Raw genomic sequence first — 23,300 nt, 5'->3', positions numbered from 1 at the left:
CCAAATTGCGGTTCTGGGGATTGGATATGGATGGGTCGATGAGAGCGGGTTATAAAACGGGTTGCGGAATTTTCGATACGGACGGGATATCTTGAATGGCGGCAAGCAACGCATCGGAATCGGCTACCGCGCCAAATACGCCTCCCTGCATTTGAATCATTTTGAGGGCGGCGAGGTGGTTGCCATAGTCCGTCGCGCCCGTGCAGTCCGACAGCATCAGGCATTCGTAACCGCGATCGTTGGCGTCGCGCATGGTGGTGTGGACGCAGACATCGGTGGTGATGCCCGTCAAAACAATATTTTGGATGCCTTTCAACCGCAGGAGCAGGTCGAGATCCGTCGCGTAGAAGGAACCTTTGCCGGGTTTGTCGATAATGGGTTCCCCAGGCAGGGGAGCCAGTTCTGGAATGATGTCCCATCCCGGTTCGCCGCGCACCAGAATTTTGCCGCAGGGACCGGGGTCGCCAATGCCCGCACCAATTTGCTGCGATCGCCATCTCTTATTCAGCGGCAAATCCGCCAGATCCGGTCGATGGCCTTCGCGGGTGTGAATGATGTAGAACCCGCGATCGCGCAGGGCCGCTAACACTTTTTTGATGGGTTCGATGGGCGCGCGAGTGAGGGACAGATCGTAACCCATGCGGTCTACGTAGCCCCCAATCCCGCAGAAGTCCGTCTGCATGTCGATGATAATGAGGGCCGTATTGTCGGGGCGCAGCTCGCCATTGTAGGGATAGGGATAAGGCTCCGAGCGGACAAAGCGATCCATAGTTAGACTCCTTTTACACTGAAGACCGGGTGTTTGGATGCCATGTAAGCGCGCCATCCGCCCCACTCTGTAATTTCAAGTTGGTTTTCGCACAGGATGGGTTCGCCGAGGACGCCCAAGACCATTTCGCCATCCGCCAAACGCACCTTCCCGACGCTCAACCCCGGCGGCTCCTGCCACAGCAGCATTCCCAATCCCGCCGATGGAACTTGCCAGACCTCAACGGCGATCGCCGCGCCTCCGTCTCGCACCCGCACCATCGCCGGATGAATGTCCCCAATCGACCACAGTCGATAAACAGGCTCGGTGAAAGCTTCTCGCACAAAAATCGCGCCAACCCCAATCAAATTGGGATTCAGCACCAACCCCCGCATCAACGTCCCATTCACCGCAAGATCCACAATATCCATTCCAATCCCCTCGTAGGGGCGCGCCGACGCGCGCCCTCTGCCGCCAAAAGCCGAGCTAGCTCGTCGATCCCAACGCTCCCGGCGCGCCGGAAATCGTCCGCGTCGGAGAACAAGTCAAAATCATAATCCCCAACGTCAGGATGTAAGGGGCCGCATTGAACAAATAGTAGCCCTCGGTAATCCCCACCGACTGAAGGGCAGGGCCGATCGCCTGCGCCCCGCCAAACAGCAGAGACGCGTACAAACACTGCATCGGCTGCCAGCGGGCAAAAATAACCAGCGCCACCGCCATTAACCCCTGCCCCGTCGAAATGCGCTCGCTCCAAATGCCGGGATAGTACAGCGACAGCGACGCACCGCCAATTCCCGCCAAAAAGCTCCCCGCAATAATCGACAGCATCCGGACCTTTTTAATGGAAACCCCCATTGCCAAGGCCGCATCGGGACTGTCGCCCACCGCTCGAATAAACAAACCCCAGCGGGTGGACTTGAAAAACCAGGTCATGATCGGCGCCAAGGCCACCCCAAGCAAAAACAGCGGGCTGATTCTCAACGCTTCTTGAAGCGATGAAATACTGCTCCAGCTGCCGAGATCGAAGGTGGGCAGTTGCGGAGCCGAGGGCTGGATGAACGGCTTCCCTAAAAAGAAGGCAATACCGCTGCCGAAAATAATCATCGCGATGCCGACTGCCACATCGTTTACCTTCGGCTGCTGCGTCAGCCAAGCGTGAACGAACCCCAAGGCCATCCCCGCCACCCCTGCCATCAACACGCCCAACCACGGAGAACCCGTCAGGTAAGAAATGGCATAGGCACTCATGGCTCCGGTGAGGAGCGTCCCCTCCAAGCCCAAGTTAATCTTGCCGCTTTTTTCCGTGAGGCACTCGCCCAAACTGACGAAGAGAAAGGGCGTGCCGCCTCGCATCGTGCCAGCGGCGATCGCCAGCGGAACGCCCCACCAACCCACATTTTCTGCTGCCATCGAATGCGCTCCATCCAAAAGTAAACAATAGATTTAGACGACAGCCGCAGGCTGACGAGTGGATTTGACTTCAGACCGCTCTTTGAAAATTGCCAAACGTCCGTAGAGGGACTCGCTGTACATGACCACCAAAAAGACCAGCCCTTGAAAAACCAAAACCGTCGCATCCGGCAGGTCGTGCACCCGCTGCAAAATGCCGCCGCTGGCGAGAATGCCCCCCAGCAAAACCGCTACCACAGTGGCCGCCAAAGGGTTATAGCGAGCGATAAAAGCAACCAAAATTCCGCTGTAGCCGTAGTTTGCATTCAGAGACTCGTTGGCGCGACCGTGCACCGCTGCGACCTCCACCATGCCAGCCAGCCCCGCGCAAGATCCCGCCAAAAAGCAAATGGCCATCGTCAGCTGGCCTACGGGCAGCCCCGCAATCCGAGCCGCGCGAATGTTGCCCCCCGCCGTCCGCGCCGCAAACCCGAAGGTGGTGCGCTGAATTAAGATGTAGGCGATCGCGCAGGCAACGATGCCGTAGATCAAGCCGTAATGGATGCGCGTTCCCGGCAAAACGCCCAGCATGGCGGCGTCGGGAATGGGAAAGCTGGAGGGCTTGTTGAGAGAAGCGGGATCTTTCATCGGCCCGTTGACCAGGTGATTGAGCAGGGCGATCGCAATATAATTCATCAACAAACTGCTGATGGTTTCGTTTACGCCCCGATAGTGCCTCAGCGCGCCCACCGCGCCAATCCACAATCCCCCAAACAGCAACCCCGCTAAAGCCATTACAATTTGGACGACGAGCGGTGGTGCGTTGCTCCCTAGACCCAATCCGACCAGAATTGCGCCAATGCCGCCCATCACCAGCGCGCCTTCATTACCAATAATCACCAGTCCCAAACGGGCGGGCAAGGCAGTACAGAGCGCCGTCAGCATCAGCGGTGCGGCGCGAATCAAAGTGTTCTGGAAAGAGCGCCAATTGCCAAACGCAGCCTTGTGAATGGAGGCATACACTGCAAACGGGTTAGAACCCACCGCCGCACAGAACAGGCCGAATAAAAAAAGCGAGAACAAAATGGCCGCGACGGGCAAACAAATCGATTCGAGGGTTTTACCCCAGTGCTGAGGTTGGCGGCGTGTTTGCATTGCGGATTATCCTCCTACCTTGCCAAGAGCGCCCGCTGCCAACCAATCCATCTTATCGAGGGCAGCATCGGTAATTTTCAAGTTCTTCCCTGCCGGAATCACAGCCTTGCCCGCATTGTCCTTAATTTCGCCTTTATAGATGTATAGGCTGCTGTCGATGAGTTTGGCCTGGGTGGCATCGGCATCTTTCTCGATCGCATCGCTGACAGCGGGACCGTAGGGAGCGAGTTTGACAAACTTCTCTTTCAGCCCGCCTCGGATGAGGTGCGCGATCCCTCCATCCATCAGCTTTTTACCCGCTTTGATCTGTTCGACATATTGAGTATAAACGCTCGGAAAATCCCAGGCTGTCCCGGTCAGGTAGCCCTTAGGGGCCAAGCTAGACTGCACCGCATGGAACCCGCTGGAGTAAATGCCGCGTTTTTCAGCGGTTTCAATCACGACCTTGGGACTATCGACGTGCATGCTAATGACGTCAACGCCCTGGTCTGCCAGACTGTTGGTGGCTTCTGCCTCCTTAACAGGCAACGACCAGTCCCCTGTGAAAATAACCTGGACTTTGATGTCGGGTTTCACGCTGCGCGCTCCCAAAACGAAGCTGTTGAGGTTGCGCAGCACGGGAGTGATGGGTTTAGCCGCCACAAAGCCGAGCTTCCCTTTTTTGGACGTTTGGGCCGCCACTCGGCCTGCTACGTACTGACCTTCATCGACATCCCCAAAGAAACTGCCGACATTTTTAGGCGTTTTACCTTCTTGATAAAGGGCACCGAAGTGAAAAAACTGAACTTCTGGAAACTCTGCCGCAATTTTCGTAATGTGAGGGTCAAAGTAGCCAAAGGAGGTGGGAAACAATACGGTCGCGCCATCTTGCTCGATCATGTTGCGCATGGCTTCCTGAACCTCGGTCGTTTCCGGGACGTTGGCCTGTTCCACAATTTTAACCCCCGGCAGCTTGGCGATCGCCGCTGCTCCCTCTGCGTGAGCCTGATTGTAGCCAAAGTCATCCTTGGAACCCACGTAGATAAATCCCACCACGAGGGGCTTATCTCCTCCATCGCCCCCTTCGGAGACAGACTCCGACGAAGCGCTACAGCCCACCAATCGAGAAGTAAGGCCAAATGCTGTCGCAGCTAAAATCCCTCGGACAACCTGGCGACGAGGCAAATAAAGAGATCGTCTAGTTGACACTTAATCAAACTCCTTACACTTTCTTGAAAAAGATAATTTAATCAGCTTTAAACCCTTATAGAACACTTAAACAACCGTTTATATCGTGAAGAGCACCTTGCTTTTTCTAGCCGCGCAAATTCAGCCGCTAATCTCAGTGTTTACAAGCTAGAAGCCAGATCGTGTATACAGGGTACAATTTATAGAGTATTCTCGCAGCAAAAGGTATAAGAGGTTACATATTGATTGACTCGTTTGATAAGAAAGACGGAGAAAGATAGGGACTGCCTTTTCGTCTCTGCACGAGTACAATTTTCTCTAAACTTTATTTCAGTACTCCTTTAACAAATTGAAAATCAGCTTTTTAGCATCGCGCGTATTGCCATGAAATTTTGCCAGCCTGCTCGTAATGTTCTTTCGGCTTAGGGTATTTCAACATGCCTGTTCCCAAAGAGAATATGCGCGACTTTTTGCAACAAAAATATACAAGACCGTGACGCTCGAACGTCTGTCAACGCTTCAGAACAAAATTATTGAAAAGTATAGCTTTATACATTTCCAAAAGAAATTAGCATCATACTCTGCATGTTGTATACAGTCTCGTTAATCTTCTCTTAAAGTTCTTCTGGATAGGATAGGTTGCTTCAAAGTGACTTTATGTCTGCTACGAGGGGCTTTTTGAGTCGATTTTATATGTGTGTGAGGAAAAAGTAATGTTTAGTGCTTTCCAGGCGGATCGGAAATCCCGATTGGCCGTGCAGGTGTGCGTGTGGACGGTATTGTTTGGCGTGATGAGCGCAATGATGGAAGGGCGATCGCAGACAGCCCAAGCGGAAGAATTGACCGATATTCAGCCCGTCTCGCAAATTTCTCAGCAAGTCGATTTCGGCAACCCTGACGCTACAGCGCCAGCTTTCACGTCCAACGCTCCGTTGATTCAGGCTGTAGACGACAGCGATGCAGGTCAAGTTACATCCGTTTCTCAACTGTCCGACGTACAGCCGACCGATTGGGCTTTTCAAGCGCTCCAGTCGCTGGTCGAGCGCTATGGCTGCATTGCAGGTTATCCCGATGGCACGTTCCGTGGCAATCGCGCGGCAACGCGCTACGAACTAGCTGCGGCGCTCAATGCTTGCTTGGATCAGATTAGCGATCGCTTTGCCACGAAAGAAGACCTTGCTGCGGTCAAAGCACTCCAAGAAGAGTTCAAGGCCGAACTCGCGACTCTGAAAGGGCGCGTAGATGGACTCGAAGCCCGCACCAAAACCCTAGAAGCACAGCAATTTTCGACCACCACAAAACTCAGCGGCAATGCCTTCTTTAATATTACTGGCGCAGTTGCTGGTAGGGGCGTTACTGCCGACGGTGTCGACGGCATCCTTCCGTTTAGGGCGATCAATCAACCGGATCGCGGCATTAATGGCGTGCCCAGAACTCGTATTGCGAACGATCCGAATGTCACCTTCAGCGGGTTGGTGTGGCTGAATTTCAACACGTCCTTTACGGGCAAAGATCTGCTGCGGGTTCAGCTTGCCTCGGGTACGGGCGACTCCCCTACTAACGCTTTTGCTTCTGCGGGTCTGTACAACACGTGGGGGACTCCTTTTACAGACCAAACTGCAGGAACGACAAATGGTTTAGGAGATTTTGTGTTGCGGGAACTGAACTACAGTTTTCCAGTAGCGAAAAATTTTGAGATGGTTGTCGGCCCGCGCATTAATTTCTATCGTTACTTTGACAACAATCGGTTCACATTCTTTTTGAACGGGAGTACCAGTTTCGATTCTATCGGCAGTCCCCTGTTGAATGCGAGCAAGCGAGGCGCAGGGGCAATTGCCATCTGGTCTCCGAGCAAACAACTGCAGATTAAATTGGGCTATCTCAGCCAAAGTATTGAATTTTTGCCTTCTTTCCTCAATTCAGCAGAAAACCCGAATTTGGGTTTGTTTGATGGCACGAATACCCTGACGGGCGAAGTAACCTATTCTCCCCTTAAGACCCTCAATCTGAGGTTTCTCTACACGCGAAGCAACATTACAACGAGCTTTGGCGGTCTCATTGGAGGAACGGCTGGGTTGCCGCTATGGGGTTTGGCAGACGATGGGTTTGGCGGAAACCTCAGGCCAGCCACAGCCAATACCTTTGGCTTTAACTTCGATTGGCTGGTAACCAAAGGGTTTGGCGTATTCGGTCGCTATACCTTTGGCAATGTGAACCTCACGCCGGAGAATCCTTTAATTCCTAAAGCAGACGTCAACAATCAATCGATCCAGTTTGGTTTGGCATTCCCCGATTTGGGCAAGCAAGGCGCGCAAGGTACGCTTTCGTTTGTCGTCCCGTCGGATGTCATCAGCGGTCGCAGCAAGCTTATTTCAGGCGGCGGAGATGGGGGGACCCAGTACGATATTGAGGCCAGCTACTTCTATCCCATTAATGACAATGTTGCTCTAGTTCCAGCGTTTTACGCCATTATTAACCCGAATAACTACAACAGCAACCCTACTGTCTTTGTGGGTAACTTGCGGATGCAGTTTAATTTCTAACGCTTAGGTTTGTTTTTATCCCCGCAGTTTTCTCCTCTGCGGGGATTTTTTTACGCGCGAATATCGTAACCAAATAAATTTGGATTTACTTCTGCAAGTTGTAAATCCGCTAGACCGTACTCTGCCCAGCGTCGATCGACCATTGCAGCAGTATCGGGATCTGAAATCAGCGGATCGTTCCAAACGCGATCGGTTTCTGGATAAACCTTAGTAGTAGCGTCAATGCCCATTTTGCTGCCCAATCCCGCTCTTTCCGTGGCAAAATCCAAAGAATCGAAGGGGTTATCCGGCAAAATAAACACGTCGCGAGCGGGATCGACTTTGGAGGTAATCGCCCACACTACAGCGCGCGGATCGCGGATGTTGATATCTTTATCCACCACAATCACAAATTTGGTATAGCTGAACTGCGGCAGGGCGCTCCAAAAGGCTAGGGCGGCGCGGCGAGCATGGCCTGGGTAGGCTTTATCGATAGATAGTACCGCCGCCTTGTAACTCAGGGCTTCCATAGGCAAAAAGAAGTCGATAATTTCGGGGACTTGCTGCCGCAGGATGGGTGTGTAGATCCGGTTGAGGGCGATCGCCATCATGGCATCCTCTTTAGGCGGACGACCGCTGAAGGTGGTCAGGTAAATCGGATTTTTGCGATGGGTCATACAGTGGAAACGCAGCAGCGGCGCATTTTCGTTGACGCCGCCGTAGTAGCCCATGTGATCGCCAGCGGGGCCATCCACACCCGTTTCGCCAGGGGTAATGGTGCCCTCTAAAATCATTTCGGCAGCGGCGGGGACTTCTAGATCGACCGTTTTGCATTTGGCCAAATGAATGCCGGAACCGCTATAGAGTCCAGCAAAGAGCCATTCCGATAGATCCACGGGGACGGGGGTGGCAGCCGCCATAATGACAAGAGGGTCTACCCCAAGGGCGATCGCCACTTCCAATTTCTCGCCGCGCTCGGCTGCTTTGCGCAGGTGACGGGTGGGGCCGCGCACCGAAAGCCACTGAACGGTCATGGTGTTTTTAGACTGGAGCTGAAGTCGATAGACGCCAACGTTAGGGATTTTGCTCTCGGGATCTTTGGTAATCATCAGGCCGAGGGTGAGCACTTTGCCCGCATCCCCCGGATACACGCGCAGCATCGGGATTTTGGTGAGATCGACGGCATCGTCCTTTAAAACGACCTGATGGCAGGGCGGCAATAGATCTCGACTGGGTTTTGCCTTGAGCACGTCAAACAAAACTTTACCAAAGTCGATGGCCTGGGAAATCTTTTTGGGCGGTCTGGGCTGATACAGGAGTGCCAGCTTTTTGCCGAGGGTTTCTAGGTCTTCAGGCTTATCGACGTTCATGGACCAGCAGATCCGCTCCACGGTCCCCATGAGATTGACGGCAACGGGCGTCTCGTAGCCCTTCACATTCTCAAACAACAGTGCTGGGCCACCTTTTTGCAGCATGCGGGTGGCTATTTCGGAGATTTCCAGATCCGAGTCAACCAGCGCTGAAATGCGGCGGAGCTGTCCGCGTTCTTCGAGGAGCTTGATAAATCCGCGCAGGTCTCTGGTCATTAAATTACAGGATGAAAGTGACTTCCTTTTAATTATGAATGGATTTGAACAGAAGATCCCCGCTGAACTGAAGCCAAACGAATGTTGCCGATCGCCTGCCGTCATGCAATGCGTCCGATAATCGAGAAAGGGCATTACTCCATCCAAGGACGCGTAACCCTATCCAAGGCATCCCATTCCTGCGGCGTCAAAGACCAACCCATCGCACCCGCATTCTCTCGCGCTTGTTTTTGATTTTTTGCGCCTGGAATCGGAATGACCCCCTCCCGATTTATCAGCCAGTTCAGCGCAACCTGCCCCAGCGTCTTATCGTGCGCTTCGGCACATTGGCCCAATACGTTCAGCACCGGTGCGAGTTTCGCCAACCCCTGCGCGCTAAAGCGCGCGTCAAAACGACGCGCCCCTTGAGGCGGACTGTCCGGGGTATACTTGCCCGTCAGCAACCCCTGCGCCAGCGGGCTGTAGGCCAAAATCGTAACGCCGAGCCGTCGCGATCGCTCCAACAGCCCCTGCTTCTCGATCTGGCGCGTCACCAAAGAATAGCGCACCTGATTGACCGCCAGCGGCACGCCAAAGCGCGCCAAACTATCGTGGGCCTTCTGCATCTGATCCGCACTGTAATTGCTCACCCCCACCGCCCGAATCCAACCCTTTTGGACCGACTCCGCCAACGCCTCAAATAACGCGTCTTGACCGAGCAAAAAACTAAACGGCCAGTGAACCTGATACAGATCGATCGTCTCAACTTGAAGCCGATCTAAACTGGCCCGCACCGCATCCAGTACTGACGATTGAGTAAATCGCCACGGCACCGGACCAAACTTAGTTGCAATTTGCACGGGCACCGAAACCTCCCGACAAAACTGCCCCAACAACCGCTCCGATTCACCCATTCCGTAAACCTCAGCGGTATCAAAAAACGTAATACCCGCCCCTACAGCCGATTGAAACGCAGCCTCCACCTCTGCCGCACCATAGCGATCGCCGTAGCCCCAAAAGAGCCTATCTCCCCAAGCCCAGGTCCCGATCCCGATCGGAGACACCACCGGGCCGTGCTGTCCGAGCTGACGACTGGTTATCATCGTTACATTTCTTTATAAACGTTTCTCTAATAGCTTAATCCTTCAGAATCCTTTCGGGAAACCATGCCACAATACTCTCGGAATTTCTAAGCAGGCGGAAATACAAGTTCTATGGCGATGAAACTCGATGCAGTCGTTCCATTTGGGCGATCGCTGGATGAATATACCCGCATGTTTGACCTCACTGCGGCGGATTTGTCGCAGCGGATTCTGGGGGTTGGCGACGGCCCAGCTAGCTTTAATGCTGAAGCCACGCAGCAGTGCGGAACAGTAATTTCTGTGGATCCGATTTATTGCTTTACGGGTGCGGAGATTTTGCAGCGATTCGATGCCGTAGTGGATGACATCATCGGTCAGGTTAAAGCCACTGCCGAGGACTACGTGTGGCAGTATCACAAATCCCCTGAAGATCTGCGTCACAACCGAGAACAGGTCATTCGCAAGTTCTTGGCCGACTATGACGAGGGCAAACGGGGCGATCGCTATCGAACAGGCGAATTGCCGACCCTCAATTTTCCCGATAGGTCCTTTGACTTAGGGCTGTGTTCCCACCTCTTGTTTCTCTATTCCGAGCATCTCGATTACGCGTTTCACCGCAGTGCAATTTTAGAAATGCTGCGGGTGAGTCAGGAGGTGCGGATTTTTCCGTTACTGACCCTGATGCTAGAGCGATCGCCCCACCTAGATCCGCTCCTGGTCGAGCTGCGGCAGTTAGGCTATCGGGCGGACGTGGTGCGGGTAACGTACGAACTCCAAAAAGGGGGAAATGAAATGTTAGTCGTTCGGCAGTAAAACACGGTCGCTATCGACTCCCCGCCGCCGCCGCAATTTGCCACTCCTGAATTTGGGTACCTGGAATCTCGAGAACTCTCTCGCTCTTGTTTTCTGTAGGAATAATCGCCTGCCAATCTACACTGGCGTCGAGTTGCTCTACGATTCCTTCCAAGTTGTACTGCCCCACATGAAGATCGGGTGAAAGGCGATTTTTGGTCAATTCGCCAAAATCGGGTAGCGCCAGGAAAGAGTCTCCTTTTTTATTTTTTAGAATTAGAGGCCGATCGCGATCGACAGCGACAATGCCAGGGAAACCGACCAGTCGCAGGTAAAAGTCATCGTGGCGATTGGGATAAATTTGTCGGAAGGCGATCGCTTGCCAAGCATAGTGATTGCGATCCGCGAAGGTTTGCTTCGCCTTAAATAAAATTTGTCCGGGTAATTCCTCATGCTGCGTGACCGTTGCTAGTGCCACGGGTGCCAACCCCATCTGGCTGCCGATGAGGAGCGCTACAATGCCAATCGTGGCAAGCAGCTTGAATGCGTGCGTTATTATGGCGCGAATCATCTGTTTTGGTTGGAATTCAAGAGAAGTTGGCGGTGCTTACGATCTGGTTTTCAAATGGCGATTGAAGAAGCTTAAAGTCATCGCCCAAGCTTCCGAAGAAGCTGTAGGGTTGTAGCTATCCCGGCGATCGCTGAAGAAACCATGTCCTGCTTTGGAAAACACGTTGAGAGAATATTGTTTTTTTGCCTTCGATAGGGCCGCTGCAATTTGCTGATGCTCTTCCGCTGGAATCGATGCATCCTCTGCGCCGTAGATCAGCAGAATAGGGGCCATCATCCGTTCGACCCGATCCAGCAAATTCGCCCGTCCGAGCGGATCTGGATTTGCCGCTATTCCGCCGCCGTAAAAACTGACGGCGGCTTTTACAGTGCTAGCCTGTACTGCATTGGCCAAAAACGCGTAGCGACCTCCCATGCAAAAACCGATCGCGCCCACACCACCCGGTTTGACCTCCCGTCGCTTCCCTAAAAAATCGGTTCCTTTGCCAAACTCTGCCATGACGACATCGTCTTTAAGGGTCTTGAGCTTTGCAACGGCCCCGTCGATATCCGTGTAGGGGTAGATTGCACCGTGGTAAAAATCTGGAGCCAGTGCCGCATAGCCCGCTTGCGCGAGGCGATCGCACACGCTTTTGATATTGCTGTTGAGACCAAAGGCTTCCATAATGACAACAACTGCGGGGTACCGCCCCTTGGTGCTAGGCGTAACGTAATATCCCGTCAAATCTCGATCGAGTTGAACCTTTCGACCTTTCGGCATCCGGTTCGTCGCAGCCAACGTTCTTGAGACCGAGCCGATCGACACAGCCAAAGCCGTGGCCGAAAGTCCCGCAGAAGCTACCAACAAATCTCGTCGTCTCATCAAACCCTCACTCCCAAATGGTTGGATCTCTAGCTTAGGCGTTTTTTAGCCTGGGATAGAATAGAACCATCCCTGAGGAAAACGTTCTCACTACTATGGAACAATTACTCATTCCTCTTCTCTTCTTATTGGGCCTAAGCTTTTCCAGCATCAAGATAGACCGCGAGTACGAGCGCGGTGTTATTTTCCGGCTAGGCCGTCTGAGCGATGTCAAAGGTCCCGGTCTGTACTGCATTATTCCAGCCGTCGATCAGAAAGCAAAGGTCGATATCCGCACCAAAACCGTAGATATCGAGCCGCAGGAAACGGTCACCGCAGACAGCGTGACGATCCGCGTCAATGCCGTGCTCTATTATCGAGTGATCGATCCTGGCAAAGCCATTACGCGGGTAGAAAACTATCAAATGGCGGTCTATCAAACCGCAATGACGACGTTGCGCAATGTCGTGGGCCAGAACATTCTGGACGATATTCTCCAAAAGCGAGACAAGATCAACTTCAAAATTCAGGAAATTGTGGATGAAGTGACAGAACCTTGGGGAATTGCCGTAGAGCGAGTCGAAACCAAAGACGTAGAGATTCCGCCCACGATGCAGCGGGCGATGGCAAAGGAAGCCGAAGCCATCCGCGAAAAACGCGCCCGAATCATCAAAGCCGAAGCAGAGCAAGAATCCTCGCTCAAGCTTGGGGAGGCATCCAAAAGCATCATGTCCAATCCAGCCGCGCTAGAACTCCGGCGGTTGCAAATGCTGACCGAAATTGGAGCAGAGAACAATACCACTACGATCTTAATGATGCCATCAGACTTTATTTCTCTGGCAAAACAGTGGTCGGAATCGCTTCAGCAGCAGACTCAGATCTCGCCTGAAAAACTTCCGCCCAAGCAATAGACCTCTTGCATTAAGTCAACGGACGCGGTGCTGCAATGCCATAGCCTTGAGCGTAGTCAATACCCAATTCCTTGATGCAGTCTAGAATCGCGTCGTTTTCTACAAATTCCGCAACGATCTTCATGCCCATCACCTGCCCAATCTGCGTCATGGCTTTGACCATGGCAGCATCGACGGGATCGGTCACGATATTGCGGATAAAGCTGCCGTCAATTTTGAGGTAGTTTACGGGTAGGTTTTTCAAATAGCCAAAGGAAGACATACCGCTGCCAAAATCATCTAGGGCAAAACGACAGCCCATTGCCTGAAGTTCGCGAATAAACTGGCTGGCTTTGGTAAGGTTTACAATCGCCATCGTTTCGGTAATTTCAAAGCAGATCAGATGGGTCGGAATGCTGTGCAGGGCAAACTGCTCGTATACAAAATTGATAAACAGATCGTCATTAATGCTATCGCCTGAAAGGTTAATAGCGTACAGAGCGCTAGGGATGTCCCCTTCTTGTTGGCACTGCCGCTGCCATACGTCTCGATAGTGAGCGCCTTGGGTCTTGAACAGAGTCTTGATGACCCAGCGATCGATCAGATGCATGAGGTTATAGCGCTCAGCCGCAGGGATAAAAGCCATTGGTGGTACTAATTGACCCGTCTCATCTCGCAGGCGCAGTAATACTTCATAATGTTCGGATTGAGAGCTTGCCGCAACGTCGAAAATCGGCTGATAGTAGAGACAGAATCGATCTTCTTCTAGCGCGCGCTTTAACCGAGAGATCCACTGAGTATCATTGCGCTGCTGAACCACAGCTAGATCGTTAGCTTGAAATAAATGAACCCGATTGCGCCCTCTATTTTTGGCCGTATAGCAGGCTGCATCCGCCACGCTCAAAATGTCAGACACGCTTGTACTCTCGGCATTAATTTCCGTGAGGCCAATGCTTGCACCAATACTGAAGGCTTGGGCCTGCCAAACAAATCGAAAACTCTGGATACATTCCCGTATCTGATTCGCAATGCGTAAAGCCTGTTCTAGAGTACATTCCTTGAATAATAGGCCAAATTCATCACCACCCAGCCGCGCTAAAGTATCGCTCCTGCGCACTTGAACTTGCAAGATTGCTGAGAGTTGGAGAAGGAGTTCGTCACCCCCCGCGTGACCGCAGTTATCGTTGATGCTTCTAAATTGATCGAGGTCTAGATAGCAAAGTGCGTGAACCTGATTCTGTGACTGGGCATCAGCAAGGGCTTCCTCCACGCGCTGCTCAAACTCACGCCGATTGACAAGGCGCGTTAATGAATCGTGGCTGGCTTCCCAAACAAGCTGCTGGGACAACTGCCGCGTTTGGGTAACGTCCTGAAATATCATCACCGCGCCAATTTTCTGACCGCTGCGATCGCAAATGGGAGCAGCCGATTCTTTGATGGAAATCTCTCGACCATCCGCTGCAACTAAGACGGTCTCTAAATCATTCGTATAGTCTTTCTGAAGCGCCCTTTCCAAGAGATTTTCAACAGGTTTACCCGTCGCTTTATTAAGCAGCTTAAAGACCTCATCAAAGGGAATACCTAGCGTATTCAGAGGGTTCCAACCCATCAATTTTTCGGCAGCAGGGTTAACGTAACCAATGCAGCCTTCCGCATCCGTGGTAATCACCGCATCTCCAATAGACGCGAGTGTAACCTGAGCCAGCTCTTTTTCCTCAAACAAAGCTTTCTCGAGCTGTTTCTGGGCGCTAATATCCCGCACCACCAACACTACCGCATCGGCGGAGATAGGCGAAAAGTTGGTTGAAAAAGTAATCTTCCTACCTTCAATATCTACTACGCTGTACTCGCCCTGTACGGTTTGCTGCCGCGCTAGAGCCTGCTGAATGTAGCCCAGGATCGCATCGGCCTGTTCAGCAGGAAAGGTTTCGTGCAGCGTTTTGCCCACGAGTTCTTCAACGGGTCTGTAGAGGTACTGCGTATTCGTAGAAACAACCTTTAAGCAGCGACCCTCCGCATCCCGCACCAATACAACATCGGTCATGGCGGCAAAGAGCGCTTGGAGTTCTGCCTCACTTTTTTTGAGCGCGTCTTCTGCCCACTTCTGCTCAGTAATGTCAGAGAAGGAGGCAACCACCCCATAGGGGTTCTGTTCGTCAGGACGAAATAGCGGCTGGGAGTTGACCGAAATCCAGGTGAGATCGTTATCGGGCTTAGGGATGCCCATGATAACGTTACGGCAAGGTTTACCCGTGCGAAGCGTGACTACAGTCGGGTGCTGTTCGCCCGGAAAAAGTGAACCGTCTTCATGAATGGCCTGCCATTGAGGGTCAAGGGAAGAGCGTCCCATCATCTGCTCAGGGGATAGACCTAAGATGGTTGCAGCATTAGTGTTGCTGGCAAGAATGGTAGAGGATGCATCTTGTAGAGTGACGCCCTCAGCCAATGCCTCAAGGATGGAATGATAGCGTTCCTCAGTGTCGCGCAAGGCCAGAAGCAGCGCATTTTTTGCCTCAAACTCTGACGCAAGCCTGAGCGAGGTTGCCAAAAAGTCAGCAATGAGCTGGAGTGCCTGGACATCTTTTTCTGTGAAAGTGTGTGGGGCTGAAGAAGAAACCTTTAGCACACCCTGACACCCTTCGGGAGTCTGAATTGGCACCACAATCATCGACTGAATGCCAATGCGGCGACAGGCTTCAAGATCGACGTGCGGATCGGTGGCTACATCTGGACAATATAAAACCTGACCTATTTTGAGGCAGTGTCCAGATAAACACGCCTTCCCCCTCAACTGCTGCCCAACAGAAGGCGCAGCATTACCGCTAGCGGATCGACGAATGAGTTCGTCGCCATTGAGCATTTCAATAGCTGCTCCGTCCGCATGGGTGAGCTGCTGCGATCGTTCCACAATGAGGGCCATCGTCTCCTCTAGGCTGGAACTTTTTAGCGCAATCTCTCGCCGAAGCTGAATGATTTCACTCAGGTGTAGAGCCTCCTCTTGCAGGGCGCGCTTGGCTTTTTTCTGAGTCATTCGTCCGATATTCCCCCTGAATTAATTCGAAAACTGCGATCGTTATTTTACGATTCCAATCACAGTGTATTAGTCTTTATTTTTGAATTACTATTACTGTCAATCCATATTTTCATATAGATTGAAAGACTTCAAGACTCAAAAGGAATACATTCTTAAATAATGCAGAAAATTTTAAAACTATTATGTATCAAAGATTTTAAGATTTTGAAAATATTGAGGATAGAGCTAAATTCTTGATTCCAATAAGCAATTTAACCGCTTAAGCTCCTCTTTACTCCCTAGACCATCCTCAAGCTAAAGTCCAGCCAAGTCGCTTGGGTGATAGGTGCACTTGTCGAGACAAAATCAACGCCTGTTTGGGCAATCTGTCGCAGGTTGTGCAAGGTGACATTCCCTGAAGCCTCAATTTTAATAAGCGGATTTTTAGCGCGAATCCACTCGACGGCTTCTTTCATCTGCTCGACGGGCATATTGTCCAGCATGATGATGTCGGCACCGTGGGTAACGGCCTCCATTACCTGGGCGAAGGTTTCGGTTTCGACTTCGATCGCCAGCGGGAATGGAGACATCTGACGCACCCGTTGGATCGCGATCGCAATCCCTCCCGCAGCCGCAATGTGGTTATCTTTGATCATCACAGCATCGTCGAGGCCAAAGCGATGGTTGCGAGCGCCACCCAAGGCCGTCGCATATTTTTCAAGAGATCGGAGGCCAGGAGTAGTTTTGCGCGTGTCCACCAGCTGCGCGGGCAAATCTTCAATTGCCTCCGCGTAGCGCCGCGTTAGAGTGGCAATCCCGCTCAGACGCATGACTAAATTGAGTGCAACTCGCTCTCCCGTCAAAAGGGCCGCCAAAGACCCCTCAATGGTGGCTACCGTGGCGCCTGCATCTACAGCCTCGCCTTCTCGGACAAAACATTTAACAGCAACGTGGGGATCGAGCCGTTGAAAGACCCGCTCTAGCAACGGTAACCCCGCCACGACTCCGGTCTGCTTCAGCCGCAACTCCGCCAATCCGATGGCGGCAGACCCAACCAAAATGGCATCCGTGGTGCGATCGCCCCGCCCCAAATCCTCCAAGAGCCACTGTTGCAAGAGGGGATCTAGAGCGATCGCAGGGGGTAGCGGCGGTAAAACCTTCACGACAAAATCCTCTGTCTCGCGAAAAACCGCAGGAGGTCGCCCCACTGCGGTTTCGATCTTAGAACCTAACGGAACGGAGAGGGAGGGATTCGAACCCTCGTTAAGTTGCCCTAAACAGCATTTCCAGTGCTGCGCCTTCAACCGCTCGGCCACCTCTCCAGGTGGGTGTGACTTTCCTTGTGGAATTGGTTCACATAAGTAAGATATGGTAACAGAATCCAAGGCTGAAAAAAACAACTTCCCCCAAAAAGATTCTGTTATGGTGCCCTCCTTTCCCGTGCGCGTCCGCGATCGCCGCACCAACACCGAGCATATCGTCGAGGTTCCAGCAGACCGCTACATTCTCGAAACGGCTGAGAATCAAGGCGCATGCCTCCCCTTCTCTTGTCGCAATGGCGCCTGCACCGCCTGTGCCGTGCGCGTGATAGCAGGCGAGCTTTACCAACCTGAAGCCATGGGCTTATCCCCGCACCTGCAGCGACAGGGCTATGCCCTGCTGTGCGTGAGCTACCCGCGCTCGCCCCTCGTAGTAGAAACCCAAGACGAAGATGAAGTTTACGAGCTACAGTTTGGCCGCTACTTTGGTAAAGGACCCGTGCGTCGTGGATTGCCCCTAGATGAAGAGTGAACCCTTGCCTCCCCAAACCCCTCCCTTGGAAGAATTTCTAGACATCGCCACCGAAGCCGCCCTCAGCGCGGGTGCGATCTTGCAGTCGTTTTGGGGCAACCTAGAATCAGTTCGAGAAAAAGGACGACCGGGCGATCTCGTCACAGAAGCCGATGCTGCCGCAGAAGCTGCCGTCATTACCATCCTCAAGCGTCACTTCCCCGAACATCAAATTCTGGCCGAAGAGTCAGGGCATCAGGGCGATACAGTCAGCCGATTTTTGTGGGCGATCGATCCGCTAGACGGCACGACAAACTACGCCCATCAATATCCGTTTTCTGCCACCTCCATTGCGTTGCTGGTAGACGGAGTTCCCCAAATCGGGGTTATTTTCGATCCTTTTCATCAAGAGCTGTTTCGCGCAGCAAGGGGGTTAGGCGCTACGCGCAATCGTCAGTCCATTCACGTTTCGCAGACTAAGATTCTTTCTCACAGCTTGCTCGTCACCGGATTTGCCTACGATCGACGAGAAACTGCAGATAACAACTACGCTGAATTTTGCCATCTCACCCATCTCACCCAGGGCGTGCGGCGCGGCGGTTCCGCTTCTCTGGACCTAGCCTATGTTGCCTGCGGTCGTCTAGATGGATATTGGGAACGGGGACTTTCTCCCTGGGATATAGCCGCCGGAATCGTCTTAGTGGAAGAAGCAGGCGGTCGGGTCAGCGCCTACGATCGGCTGCCCTTAGATTTAGCATCGGGGCGCATTTTAGCCACGAACGGTTACCTGCACGATGCTTTGAGCGCAGAGCTGCTCAAGGTAAAGCCCTTGGCAATGCCATTGCCCTCTATATGACACCCCCCTTGTATGACGACCTCTGTATGACTTTCTTGCGGTGCCCTATCGCAAGATTAATTAACCCATTAAACTAGCATTTAAAGAACCCTTCTATTCTGACCGTGGAATAAGCTCAATGTCTTTTCAAATCAAACGGGGACTGGCCGAATTTGGGTACCCAGACCACTTTGCCGTATTGGGTTTAGAGGTAAGCGCTTCCGCAGCAGAGATCCGCAAGCGCTATCTCAAGCTCGCGCGCATCCTTCACCCCGACAGCTGCGATGCATCCCTCAACAAAGCGCAAGCAAGTCAAGTGCTCTCTAAGCTGGTCAATCCGGCTTACCAGTTTTTATCGCAAGAGAAGGAGCGAGCGGATTACGGCATGCTGTTGAAGCTGGTCGGGCAGCGCGCAAATTTGGAGTTCGATTCTGCTAAATTTCGCTACCAAACTCCAAAAGATCTGTTGACATCCGATCGGTATGAAGATTTTTACCGCTCTACGGTTCAAGAATTAGCACAGACGCAATTCAGCCAGCTCGATCGAGTTGTAGACGTCATCGAGCAGATTAGCGAGCTAAATCTTGCTTTTTTGCTCCGGCGAGAACTGATGCAACCGCTTCGCAGCCAGCCAGCTTCCTCCGAGCAGTCCCCTCATACGGTGGTTGCAAAACCGAGCAGTCCCGATGTGTCGATCGAAACGCCGACCAAAACGCCGATGGATCAAGCGGTGGTTTCGCCTTCGGAAGAGTACATTAGGCAGTATATCCGGCGGGCAGAAGACTACATTTCAAAAAATCTTTCTCAGCCTGCGATTCAAGAATTAAGAGCGGCACTGAAGCTCGATCCTCAAAACTTTCGCGGTAATTTACTTCTGGGTTCTACCTATCTGCGCCTGAAACAGCCTAAGATGGCCAAGGAATACTTGCTAAAAGCGCAAAAGAGTCAACCTGCCAACGCAGAGCTGCAGCAGTTAATGAACGAACTGAAAAAGCAGGAAGCTCTTGCGGTGTCTAAGGTAACTCAACCCGGTACTAAAGCGACCCAAGCAGGCGTTAAGATACCAGGCCGGGGCCCTTTCGGATGGTTCGGTACGAAGAAATAGCAATTTATGATTTATCAACCTCCAACTGGCGCTCGAGATTTATTGCCCATCGATGTAGCGCAGAAGCATTGGCTCGATCGTCAACTTCAGGACGTATTTTGCGGCTGGAGCTATCACCCTATCATCACGCCTACCCTAGAGCGCCTAGACACGCTCGTAGCAGGGGAGGCGGTGCGCCCGGAGACGGTCATTCAGCTGTGGGATGCAGACGAGGGTATTTTGGGACTGCGCCCCGAACTGACAGCTTCGATCGCTCGGGCAGCAGCAACTCGCATGGTGGAAACCTACCCTCAGCGGCTTTCCTATACGGCTAATATTTTTCGACGTCAGCCGGCGGGGCAGACCTACGGGCAACACGAGTTCTATCAGACTGGGGTGGAGTTGTTGGGGGCGGGGGGCGTATCAGCCGATGCGGAGATACTGTTGCTGTTGGCGGATGCGCTTTCTAGTTTGGGATTGGAACGCTGGCATCTGGTCTTGGGAGATGCGGATCTGACGCGGTCGCTCCTTTGGGATTTTCCAAAGCCGCTGCGGGCAAAGGTACGACAGGCGATCGCTCAGCTCAACCGCGTCGAGCTCGAGCAATTACCCATGGAGCCCGCGCTACGCAACCGCGCCCTGAAACTGATGGATCTGCGCGGCGAACCCGTTGCAGTGCTGGAGCAGGTCAGCCAATGGTCGTTGGATGCCACCCAGCTCGCTGCCGTTCGGCGGCTCAGATCCGCTGTGAATTTAATTGAAGGGCACCCATCTGTCACACTAGACCTCAGCCTCATTCAAACCTTCGATTACTATACGGGGTTGGTATTCGAGGTGGTCAGCGATAGCCATAGCGGTCAGCGCATTCTGGGTCAAGGGGGGCGCTACGATCGGCTGTTGGAGCTATACCACCCCCAGGGCCAGATGATTCCGGGAATTGGATTTTCGCTCAATATGGAAGATTTGCAGCAGGTGCTCTTGGGTCAATTGCCCCAACGGACATCTGCCAGTCACTGGCTGGTGGTGCCCGATTCCGCTGAATCGATCGCAACGGCGTTCCGTCACGCTCAGCAGTTGAGGCACCAGGAGGATACGGCCGAGCCGATTCGCGTAGAGGTTGAGTTAGAGATGCGATCGCCAGAGCAAACCCGCATTTACGCTCGCCATCGCCAGATCCAACGAATTGCATGGATTGATGCATCCGGGTCCGTCACGGTCGAGTCTGTAGAAGCTTCGAGCTGACCGGGTGCGGGAAAACCTGAAAAGGTCTAGGGGCGCTATTTTACCCACTTTCGTCAGAGCATCATCGCACTTTAATGTGTTCGTCAACCGCAATTGCGAAAGCGGTTGAGGTCGTTTTCCTGGTTTTGCTGGGGATTAAAATTCCGTCGTTCTATAATAAATGTTAAGCTACATCGGTCCGCGATCGTACTCTCGCGTTTGCATCAGTTCGTGAAGTGACTTTGAATATTGAAATCGACCACATCCACTTTTATGTTGAAGATGCAGCATCTCAGCGCGATTGGTTTATCCAAAAACTGGGGTATCGACGACTTTTCAGCATTGCAAACAGCCATACCCAAATTGAAGCAGTCCAGAACGGACAGACTTATTTTGTCTTGTCTTCTCCCTTAACGTGCAAAAGTCCGGTCTCTGACTACTTAAAGTCCCATCCAGCAGGCGTTTCAGATATTGCGTTCAGGGTCGAAAATCTCGAGGAGCTGTTTGCACGAGCAATTCCAGTGTCTCATGCACTTGAAGACGCGACCTACTCTACCGGACATTTGAGGTGGGCAAAAGTTAAAGGCTGGGGGTCTCTGAATCATACGCTCATCGATCGCAGGTCTTCAGCTCCTTTTTACGAAACCCTACTCGATCGAGATACCGATCCATCTCAGAATCGTGCGATTGTGCGAGATATTTCCTCTCTGTCTGAGGATCGATCGATGGCCGCAACGCCTGTTTTTGCAGGTATCGATCACGTTGTCTTAAATGTTGCGGCTGGCACTCTGACTCAGGCGGTTGACTGGTACACCAAGCTCTTTGGCTTTCAAACGCACCAAACCTTTGACATTCAGACCCAGAACTCGGGGTTGAAGAGCCAGGTTTTGACCTTAATGGGGGGAGAAACATACTTGAACATCAACGAACCGACATCGACAAACTCTCAAATTCAAGAATTTTTAGAGGCAAATGGCGGGTCCGGCATTCAGCACATTGCGCTGCGAACGCCTCGCATTGTCCAGACTGTCGCTCAACTTCGACAGATGGGTCAGTCTTTTTTGTCCGTCCCTAAAACCTACTACAGCCAGATGAAAGCGCGCCTTGCCCGGTGTCGGATGCCATTACTGCAAGAAGAAATGCAGGCGATTCAAGCCCAGCAGATTTTGGCGGATTGGCAAGAAGGCTCTGCTGCCTTGCTGCTACAAATTTTTACGCGGCCCATTTTCAAAGAACCTACTTTTTTTTTGAGCTGATCGAGCGGCGATCGCAGGCTACGGGCTTCGGCGAGGGGAATTTTCGCGCGCTATTTGAGGCCATTGAAGCAGAGCAGTTGAATCGTGTCAAAGCAGCACCCTTTGAATAGCCCACTCCAAACTCCCCACAGCGGCTTCCATTGGACCGGAAACCGCCAATTTTTTGAAGGGTGGTACTACCGCATCACGTTACCCCAAGTCAGACAAACCTTTGCGTTTATGTATTCCATTCAAAACCCAGTGGCCGGGGAACCCAACCGGGGCGGGGCAGCGCAGATTTTAGGGCTAGACGAAGCATATCTCTGTCGAACGTTTCCCGATGTCGATCGGTTCTGGGCCTGGAAGGACGCTTTAGGGCACGGTCACTGGCGTAAAGCCCATCCTCAACAGCCTGCTGGTTTCCTAGAACCTGAGGCGTTCGAGCGAGAGGTTCAAGAAGGCTATCAAGCAACTGCCGCTTGGCATCAGGGCATCCTTCAGGATCCGGGTTCGGCAAAGACGGCGCGGTGGCAGTTTGCCCTAGAACCCATCTACGGGTGGGGGCATCCCCAGCACCCGCAACAGTCCACCGCTGGCTGGCTATCGAAGTTTCAAATTTTTGAACCGGGCTGGCAGATTTTAATGGCCCACGGTTTAGCCACGGGATGGGTGGATTGGAACGGACAACGGTACAGCTTCGATCGCGTCCCTGCCTACGCAGAGAAAAATTGGGGGGGAGCGTTTCCCCAGAAGTGGTTTTGGATGAACTGCAATAGCTTTGACCTGCAGCCCGATCTCGCGCTCACTGCAGGGGGCGGTCGGCGGCAGGTTTTGGGATGGATGGAGTCAGCGGCGGCGATCGGCATCCACTACCACCATCAGTTTTACGAGTTCGTGCCCTGGAATTCAACGGTGCGTTGGGAGGTCCACCCCTGGGGCTATTGGCAGATGCAGGCCGAAAGCGATCGCCACATCGTAACGATAGAAGCTACAGCACCCCATCAGCCTGGGACGATGGTGCGCGCGCCCACCCCAGAAGGACTGGCGTTTGTGTGCCGAGATACCACTCGGGGACAGCTGCAGCTTAAACTTTGGCAAAAAACTGGCCCAACACTGCAATCGATCGTAGACGCCCAAAGCGATCTGGGCTGTGTGGAGGTGGGCGGCGGTCCTTGGCAGGAACCTTGGCGTTCGGAGTAAGCTCTACTATCCCAACCATCAAAGCCCCGATTCTTCAGTAAAGAATCGGGGCTTTGATGGTTAATACAAACCTGGCATCGAGCTATCTTTGCAGGAAGCTACCCTCCAACTATTGTCGCCGCTGTAGCGTTTCACAACCGAGTTCGAGATGGGTCGGAGTGGGGCCACTACGCCATGGACACCAGGAAACTTGTTGAGTTCCTCTCGCGGGAGAAACC

General features: G+C 52.7%; 20 protein-coding genes, 1 tRNA gene and 1 rRNA gene. 9 read left to right on the top strand and 13 right to left on the bottom strand.

Annotated elements, in window-relative coordinates; all coding sequences use genetic code 11:
* Positions 1 to 49: 49 nt before the first annotated feature.
* Genes R6H26_RS02610 through R6H26_RS02590 form a run of 5 tightly spaced genes read right to left on the bottom strand, consistent with a single transcriptional unit; the run spans position 50 to position 4,483 of the window.
* Complete coding sequence (locus R6H26_RS02610) at positions 50 to 769, bottom strand: cysteine hydrolase family protein (RefSeq protein ID WP_404788068.1); 720 nt, start codon at positions 767 to 769, stop codon at positions 50 to 52.
* A gap of 2 nt (positions 770 to 771) precedes the next feature.
* Entirely contained in the window at positions 772 to 1,179 is a 408-nt protein-coding gene (locus R6H26_RS02605) for a glutamyl-tRNA amidotransferase (RefSeq protein WP_404788067.1), read from the bottom strand.
* 55 nt (positions 1,180 to 1,234) lie between these two features.
* Positions 1,235 to 2,161: an ABC transporter permease gene (locus tag R6H26_RS02600; RefSeq protein ID WP_404788066.1), complete on the bottom strand. Its 927-nt coding sequence runs from the start codon at positions 2,159 to 2,161 to the stop codon at positions 1,235 to 1,237.
* 33 nt (positions 2,162 to 2,194) lie between these two features.
* Positions 2,195 to 3,295, bottom strand: a complete 1,101-nt coding sequence (locus R6H26_RS02595; RefSeq protein ID WP_404788064.1) for an ABC transporter permease — start codon at positions 3,293 to 3,295, stop codon at positions 2,195 to 2,197.
* 6 nt (positions 3,296 to 3,301) lie between these two features.
* A complete protein-coding gene (locus tag R6H26_RS02590) occupies positions 3,302 to 4,483 on the bottom strand; it encodes a BMP family ABC transporter substrate-binding protein (protein ID WP_404788062.1) in 1,182 nt (393 codons plus the stop codon).
* A 692-nt stretch (positions 4,484 to 5,175) separates the two neighbouring features.
* Between R6H26_RS02590 and R6H26_RS02585 the strand changes: the two genes are divergently transcribed.
* Entirely contained in the window at positions 5,176 to 7,005 is a 1,830-nt protein-coding gene (locus R6H26_RS02585; RefSeq protein WP_404788060.1) for an iron uptake porin, read from the top strand.
* A gap of 50 nt (positions 7,006 to 7,055) precedes the next feature.
* Here the strand turns inward: R6H26_RS02585 and R6H26_RS02580 are convergent, their stop codons facing one another.
* Together R6H26_RS02580 and R6H26_RS02575 are read right to left on the bottom strand one after the other, a co-directional pair.
* Positions 7,056 to 8,570, bottom strand: coding sequence for a UbiD family decarboxylase (locus R6H26_RS02580; RefSeq protein WP_404788059.1), 1,515 nt, complete (start codon positions 8,568 to 8,570; stop codon positions 7,056 to 7,058).
* Positions 8,571 to 8,704: 134 nt separating this feature from the next.
* Entirely contained in the window at positions 8,705 to 9,652 is a 948-nt protein-coding gene (locus tag R6H26_RS02575) for an aldo/keto reductase (protein WP_404788058.1), read from the bottom strand.
* A gap of 111 nt (positions 9,653 to 9,763) precedes the next feature.
* Here R6H26_RS02575 and R6H26_RS02570 point away from each other — a divergent pair, with 111 nt between their 5' ends.
* A complete protein-coding gene (locus R6H26_RS02570) occupies positions 9,764 to 10,444 on the top strand; it encodes an SAM-dependent methyltransferase (protein WP_404788057.1) in 681 nt (226 codons plus the stop codon).
* A 10-nt stretch (positions 10,445 to 10,454) separates the two neighbouring features.
* Here R6H26_RS02570 and R6H26_RS02565 read toward each other — a convergent pair whose 3' ends face one another.
* Both R6H26_RS02565 and R6H26_RS02560 read right to left on the bottom strand, forming a co-directional pair.
* Positions 10,455 to 10,994: a DUF3122 domain-containing protein gene (locus tag R6H26_RS02565; protein WP_404788055.1), complete on the bottom strand. Its 540-nt coding sequence runs from the start codon at positions 10,992 to 10,994 to the stop codon at positions 10,455 to 10,457.
* 36 nt (positions 10,995 to 11,030) lie between these two features.
* Entirely contained in the window at positions 11,031 to 11,855 is an 825-nt protein-coding gene (locus R6H26_RS02560) for a dienelactone hydrolase family protein (protein WP_404788054.1), read from the bottom strand.
* A 95-nt stretch (positions 11,856 to 11,950) separates the two neighbouring features.
* On the opposite strand from R6H26_RS02560, the gene R6H26_RS02555 reads away from it, so the two are divergent.
* Positions 11,951 to 12,745: a slipin family protein gene (locus tag R6H26_RS02555; RefSeq protein WP_404788053.1), complete on the top strand. Its 795-nt coding sequence runs from the start codon at positions 11,951 to 11,953 to the stop codon at positions 12,743 to 12,745.
* A gap of 10 nt (positions 12,746 to 12,755) precedes the next feature.
* Here the strand turns inward: R6H26_RS02555 and R6H26_RS02550 are convergent, their stop codons facing one another.
* From R6H26_RS02550 to R6H26_RS02540, 3 genes are all read right to left on the bottom strand, one after another.
* Complete coding sequence (locus R6H26_RS02550) at positions 12,756 to 15,755, bottom strand: EAL domain-containing protein (RefSeq protein WP_404788051.1); 3,000 nt, start codon at positions 15,753 to 15,755, stop codon at positions 12,756 to 12,758.
* Positions 15,756 to 16,036: 281 nt separating this feature from the next.
* Positions 16,037 to 16,900 (bottom strand): carboxylating nicotinate-nucleotide diphosphorylase, encoded by an 864-nt coding sequence (gene nadC, locus R6H26_RS02545; protein ID WP_404788049.1) that lies wholly within the window; start codon positions 16,898 to 16,900, stop codon positions 16,037 to 16,039.
* Between the two features lie 74 nt (positions 16,901 to 16,974).
* Positions 16,975 to 17,059, bottom strand: a tRNA-Ser gene (locus R6H26_RS02540).
* A gap of 100 nt (positions 17,060 to 17,159) precedes the next feature.
* Here R6H26_RS02540 and R6H26_RS02535 point away from each other — a divergent pair.
* The 6 genes from R6H26_RS02535 to R6H26_RS02510 all read left to right on the top strand — a co-directional run bounded on the left by R6H26_RS02535 (position 17,160) and on the right by R6H26_RS02510 (position 23,082).
* Positions 17,160 to 17,528, top strand: a complete 369-nt coding sequence (locus tag R6H26_RS02535) for a 2Fe-2S iron-sulfur cluster-binding protein (protein WP_404791184.1) — start codon at positions 17,160 to 17,162, stop codon at positions 17,526 to 17,528.
* Positions 17,518 to 18,363, top strand: coding sequence for an inositol monophosphatase family protein (locus R6H26_RS02530; protein WP_404788047.1), 846 nt, complete (start codon positions 17,518 to 17,520; stop codon positions 18,361 to 18,363). Before R6H26_RS02535 ends, R6H26_RS02530 begins: the two co-directional genes overlap by 11 nt.
* Before the next feature lie 118 nt (positions 18,364 to 18,481).
* On the top strand, positions 18,482 to 19,447 hold the full coding sequence (locus R6H26_RS02525; RefSeq protein WP_404788045.1) for a DnaJ domain-containing protein: 966 nt from the start codon (positions 18,482 to 18,484) through the stop codon (positions 19,445 to 19,447).
* 6 nt (positions 19,448 to 19,453) lie between these two features.
* Positions 19,454 to 20,668 carry an ATP phosphoribosyltransferase regulatory subunit gene (locus R6H26_RS02520; protein WP_404788043.1) on the top strand — a complete coding sequence of 405 codons (1,215 nt, stop codon included), beginning with the start codon at positions 19,454 to 19,456 and terminating at the stop codon, positions 20,666 to 20,668.
* A 215-nt stretch (positions 20,669 to 20,883) separates the two neighbouring features.
* Positions 20,884 to 21,903, top strand: coding sequence for a 4-hydroxyphenylpyruvate dioxygenase family protein (locus R6H26_RS02515; RefSeq protein WP_404788042.1), 1,020 nt, complete (start codon positions 20,884 to 20,886; stop codon positions 21,901 to 21,903).
* Positions 21,904 to 21,987: 84 nt separating this feature from the next.
* A complete protein-coding gene (locus R6H26_RS02510) occupies positions 21,988 to 23,082 on the top strand; it encodes a tocopherol cyclase family protein (protein WP_404788040.1) in 1,095 nt (364 codons plus the stop codon).
* A 69-nt stretch (positions 23,083 to 23,151) separates the two neighbouring features.
* Here R6H26_RS02510 and rrf read toward each other — a convergent pair.
* Positions 23,152 to 23,268: ribosomal RNA gene (rrf, locus tag R6H26_RS02505) — 5S ribosomal RNA — on the bottom strand.
* Positions 23,269 to 23,300: the final 32 nt, after the last annotated feature.

Origin of the sequence: Altericista sp. CCNU0014, assembly GCF_044923475.1 — a bacterium.
Taxonomy (GTDB): Bacteria; Cyanobacteriota; Cyanobacteriia; order Thermosynechococcales; family Thermosynechococcaceae; genus JAAURS01.
The sequence above is the reverse complement of the archived record's forward strand: the minus strand, read 5'-3'. Positions and strand labels throughout refer to the sequence as shown.

Excerpts from the sequence above, each read along its gene's own strand:
- R6H26_RS02525 (WP_404788045.1), top strand. The coding sequence starts at position 18,482 with ATGTCTTTTCAAATCAAACGGGGACTGGCCGAATTTGGGTACCCAGAC.
- R6H26_RS02535 (WP_404791184.1), top strand. The coding sequence starts at position 17,160 with ATGGTGCCCTCCTTTCCCGTGCGCGTCCGCGATCGCCGCACCAACACC.
- R6H26_RS02570 (WP_404788057.1), top strand. The coding sequence starts at position 9,764 with ATGGCGATGAAACTCGATGCAGTCGTTCCATTTGGGCGATCGCTGGAT.
- R6H26_RS02580 (WP_404788059.1), bottom strand. The coding sequence starts at position 8,570 with ATGACCAGAGACCTGCGCGGATTTATCAAGCTCCTCGAAGAACGCGGA.
- R6H26_RS02560 (WP_404788054.1), bottom strand. The coding sequence starts at position 11,855 with ATGAGACGACGAGATTTGTTGGTAGCTTCTGCGGGACTTTCGGCCACG.
- R6H26_RS02585 (WP_404788060.1), top strand. The coding sequence starts at position 5,176 with ATGTTTAGTGCTTTCCAGGCGGATCGGAAATCCCGATTGGCCGTGCAG.
- R6H26_RS02605 (WP_404788067.1), bottom strand. The coding sequence starts at position 1,179 with ATGGATATTGTGGATCTTGCGGTGAATGGGACGTTGATGCGGGGGTTG.
- R6H26_RS02575 (WP_404788058.1), bottom strand. The coding sequence starts at position 9,652 with ATGATAACCAGTCGTCAGCTCGGACAGCACGGCCCGGTGGTGTCTCCG.
- R6H26_RS02555 (WP_404788053.1), top strand. The coding sequence starts at position 11,951 with ATGGAACAATTACTCATTCCTCTTCTCTTCTTATTGGGCCTAAGCTTT.
- R6H26_RS02550 (WP_404788051.1), bottom strand. The coding sequence starts at position 15,755 with ATGACTCAGAAAAAAGCCAAGCGCGCCCTGCAAGAGGAGGCTCTACAC.
- R6H26_RS02595 (WP_404788064.1), bottom strand. The coding sequence starts at position 3,295 with ATGCAAACACGCCGCCAACCTCAGCACTGGGGTAAAACCCTCGAATCG.
- R6H26_RS02565 (WP_404788055.1), bottom strand. The coding sequence starts at position 10,994 with ATGATTCGCGCCATAATAACGCACGCATTCAAGCTGCTTGCCACGATT.
- R6H26_RS02520 (WP_404788043.1), top strand. The coding sequence starts at position 19,454 with ATGATTTATCAACCTCCAACTGGCGCTCGAGATTTATTGCCCATCGAT.
- R6H26_RS02600 (WP_404788066.1), bottom strand. The coding sequence starts at position 2,161 with ATGGCAGCAGAAAATGTGGGTTGGTGGGGCGTTCCGCTGGCGATCGCC.
- R6H26_RS02610 (WP_404788068.1), bottom strand. The coding sequence starts at position 769 with ATGGATCGCTTTGTCCGCTCGGAGCCTTATCCCTATCCCTACAATGGC.
- R6H26_RS02530 (WP_404788047.1), top strand. The coding sequence starts at position 17,518 with ATGAAGAGTGAACCCTTGCCTCCCCAAACCCCTCCCTTGGAAGAATTT.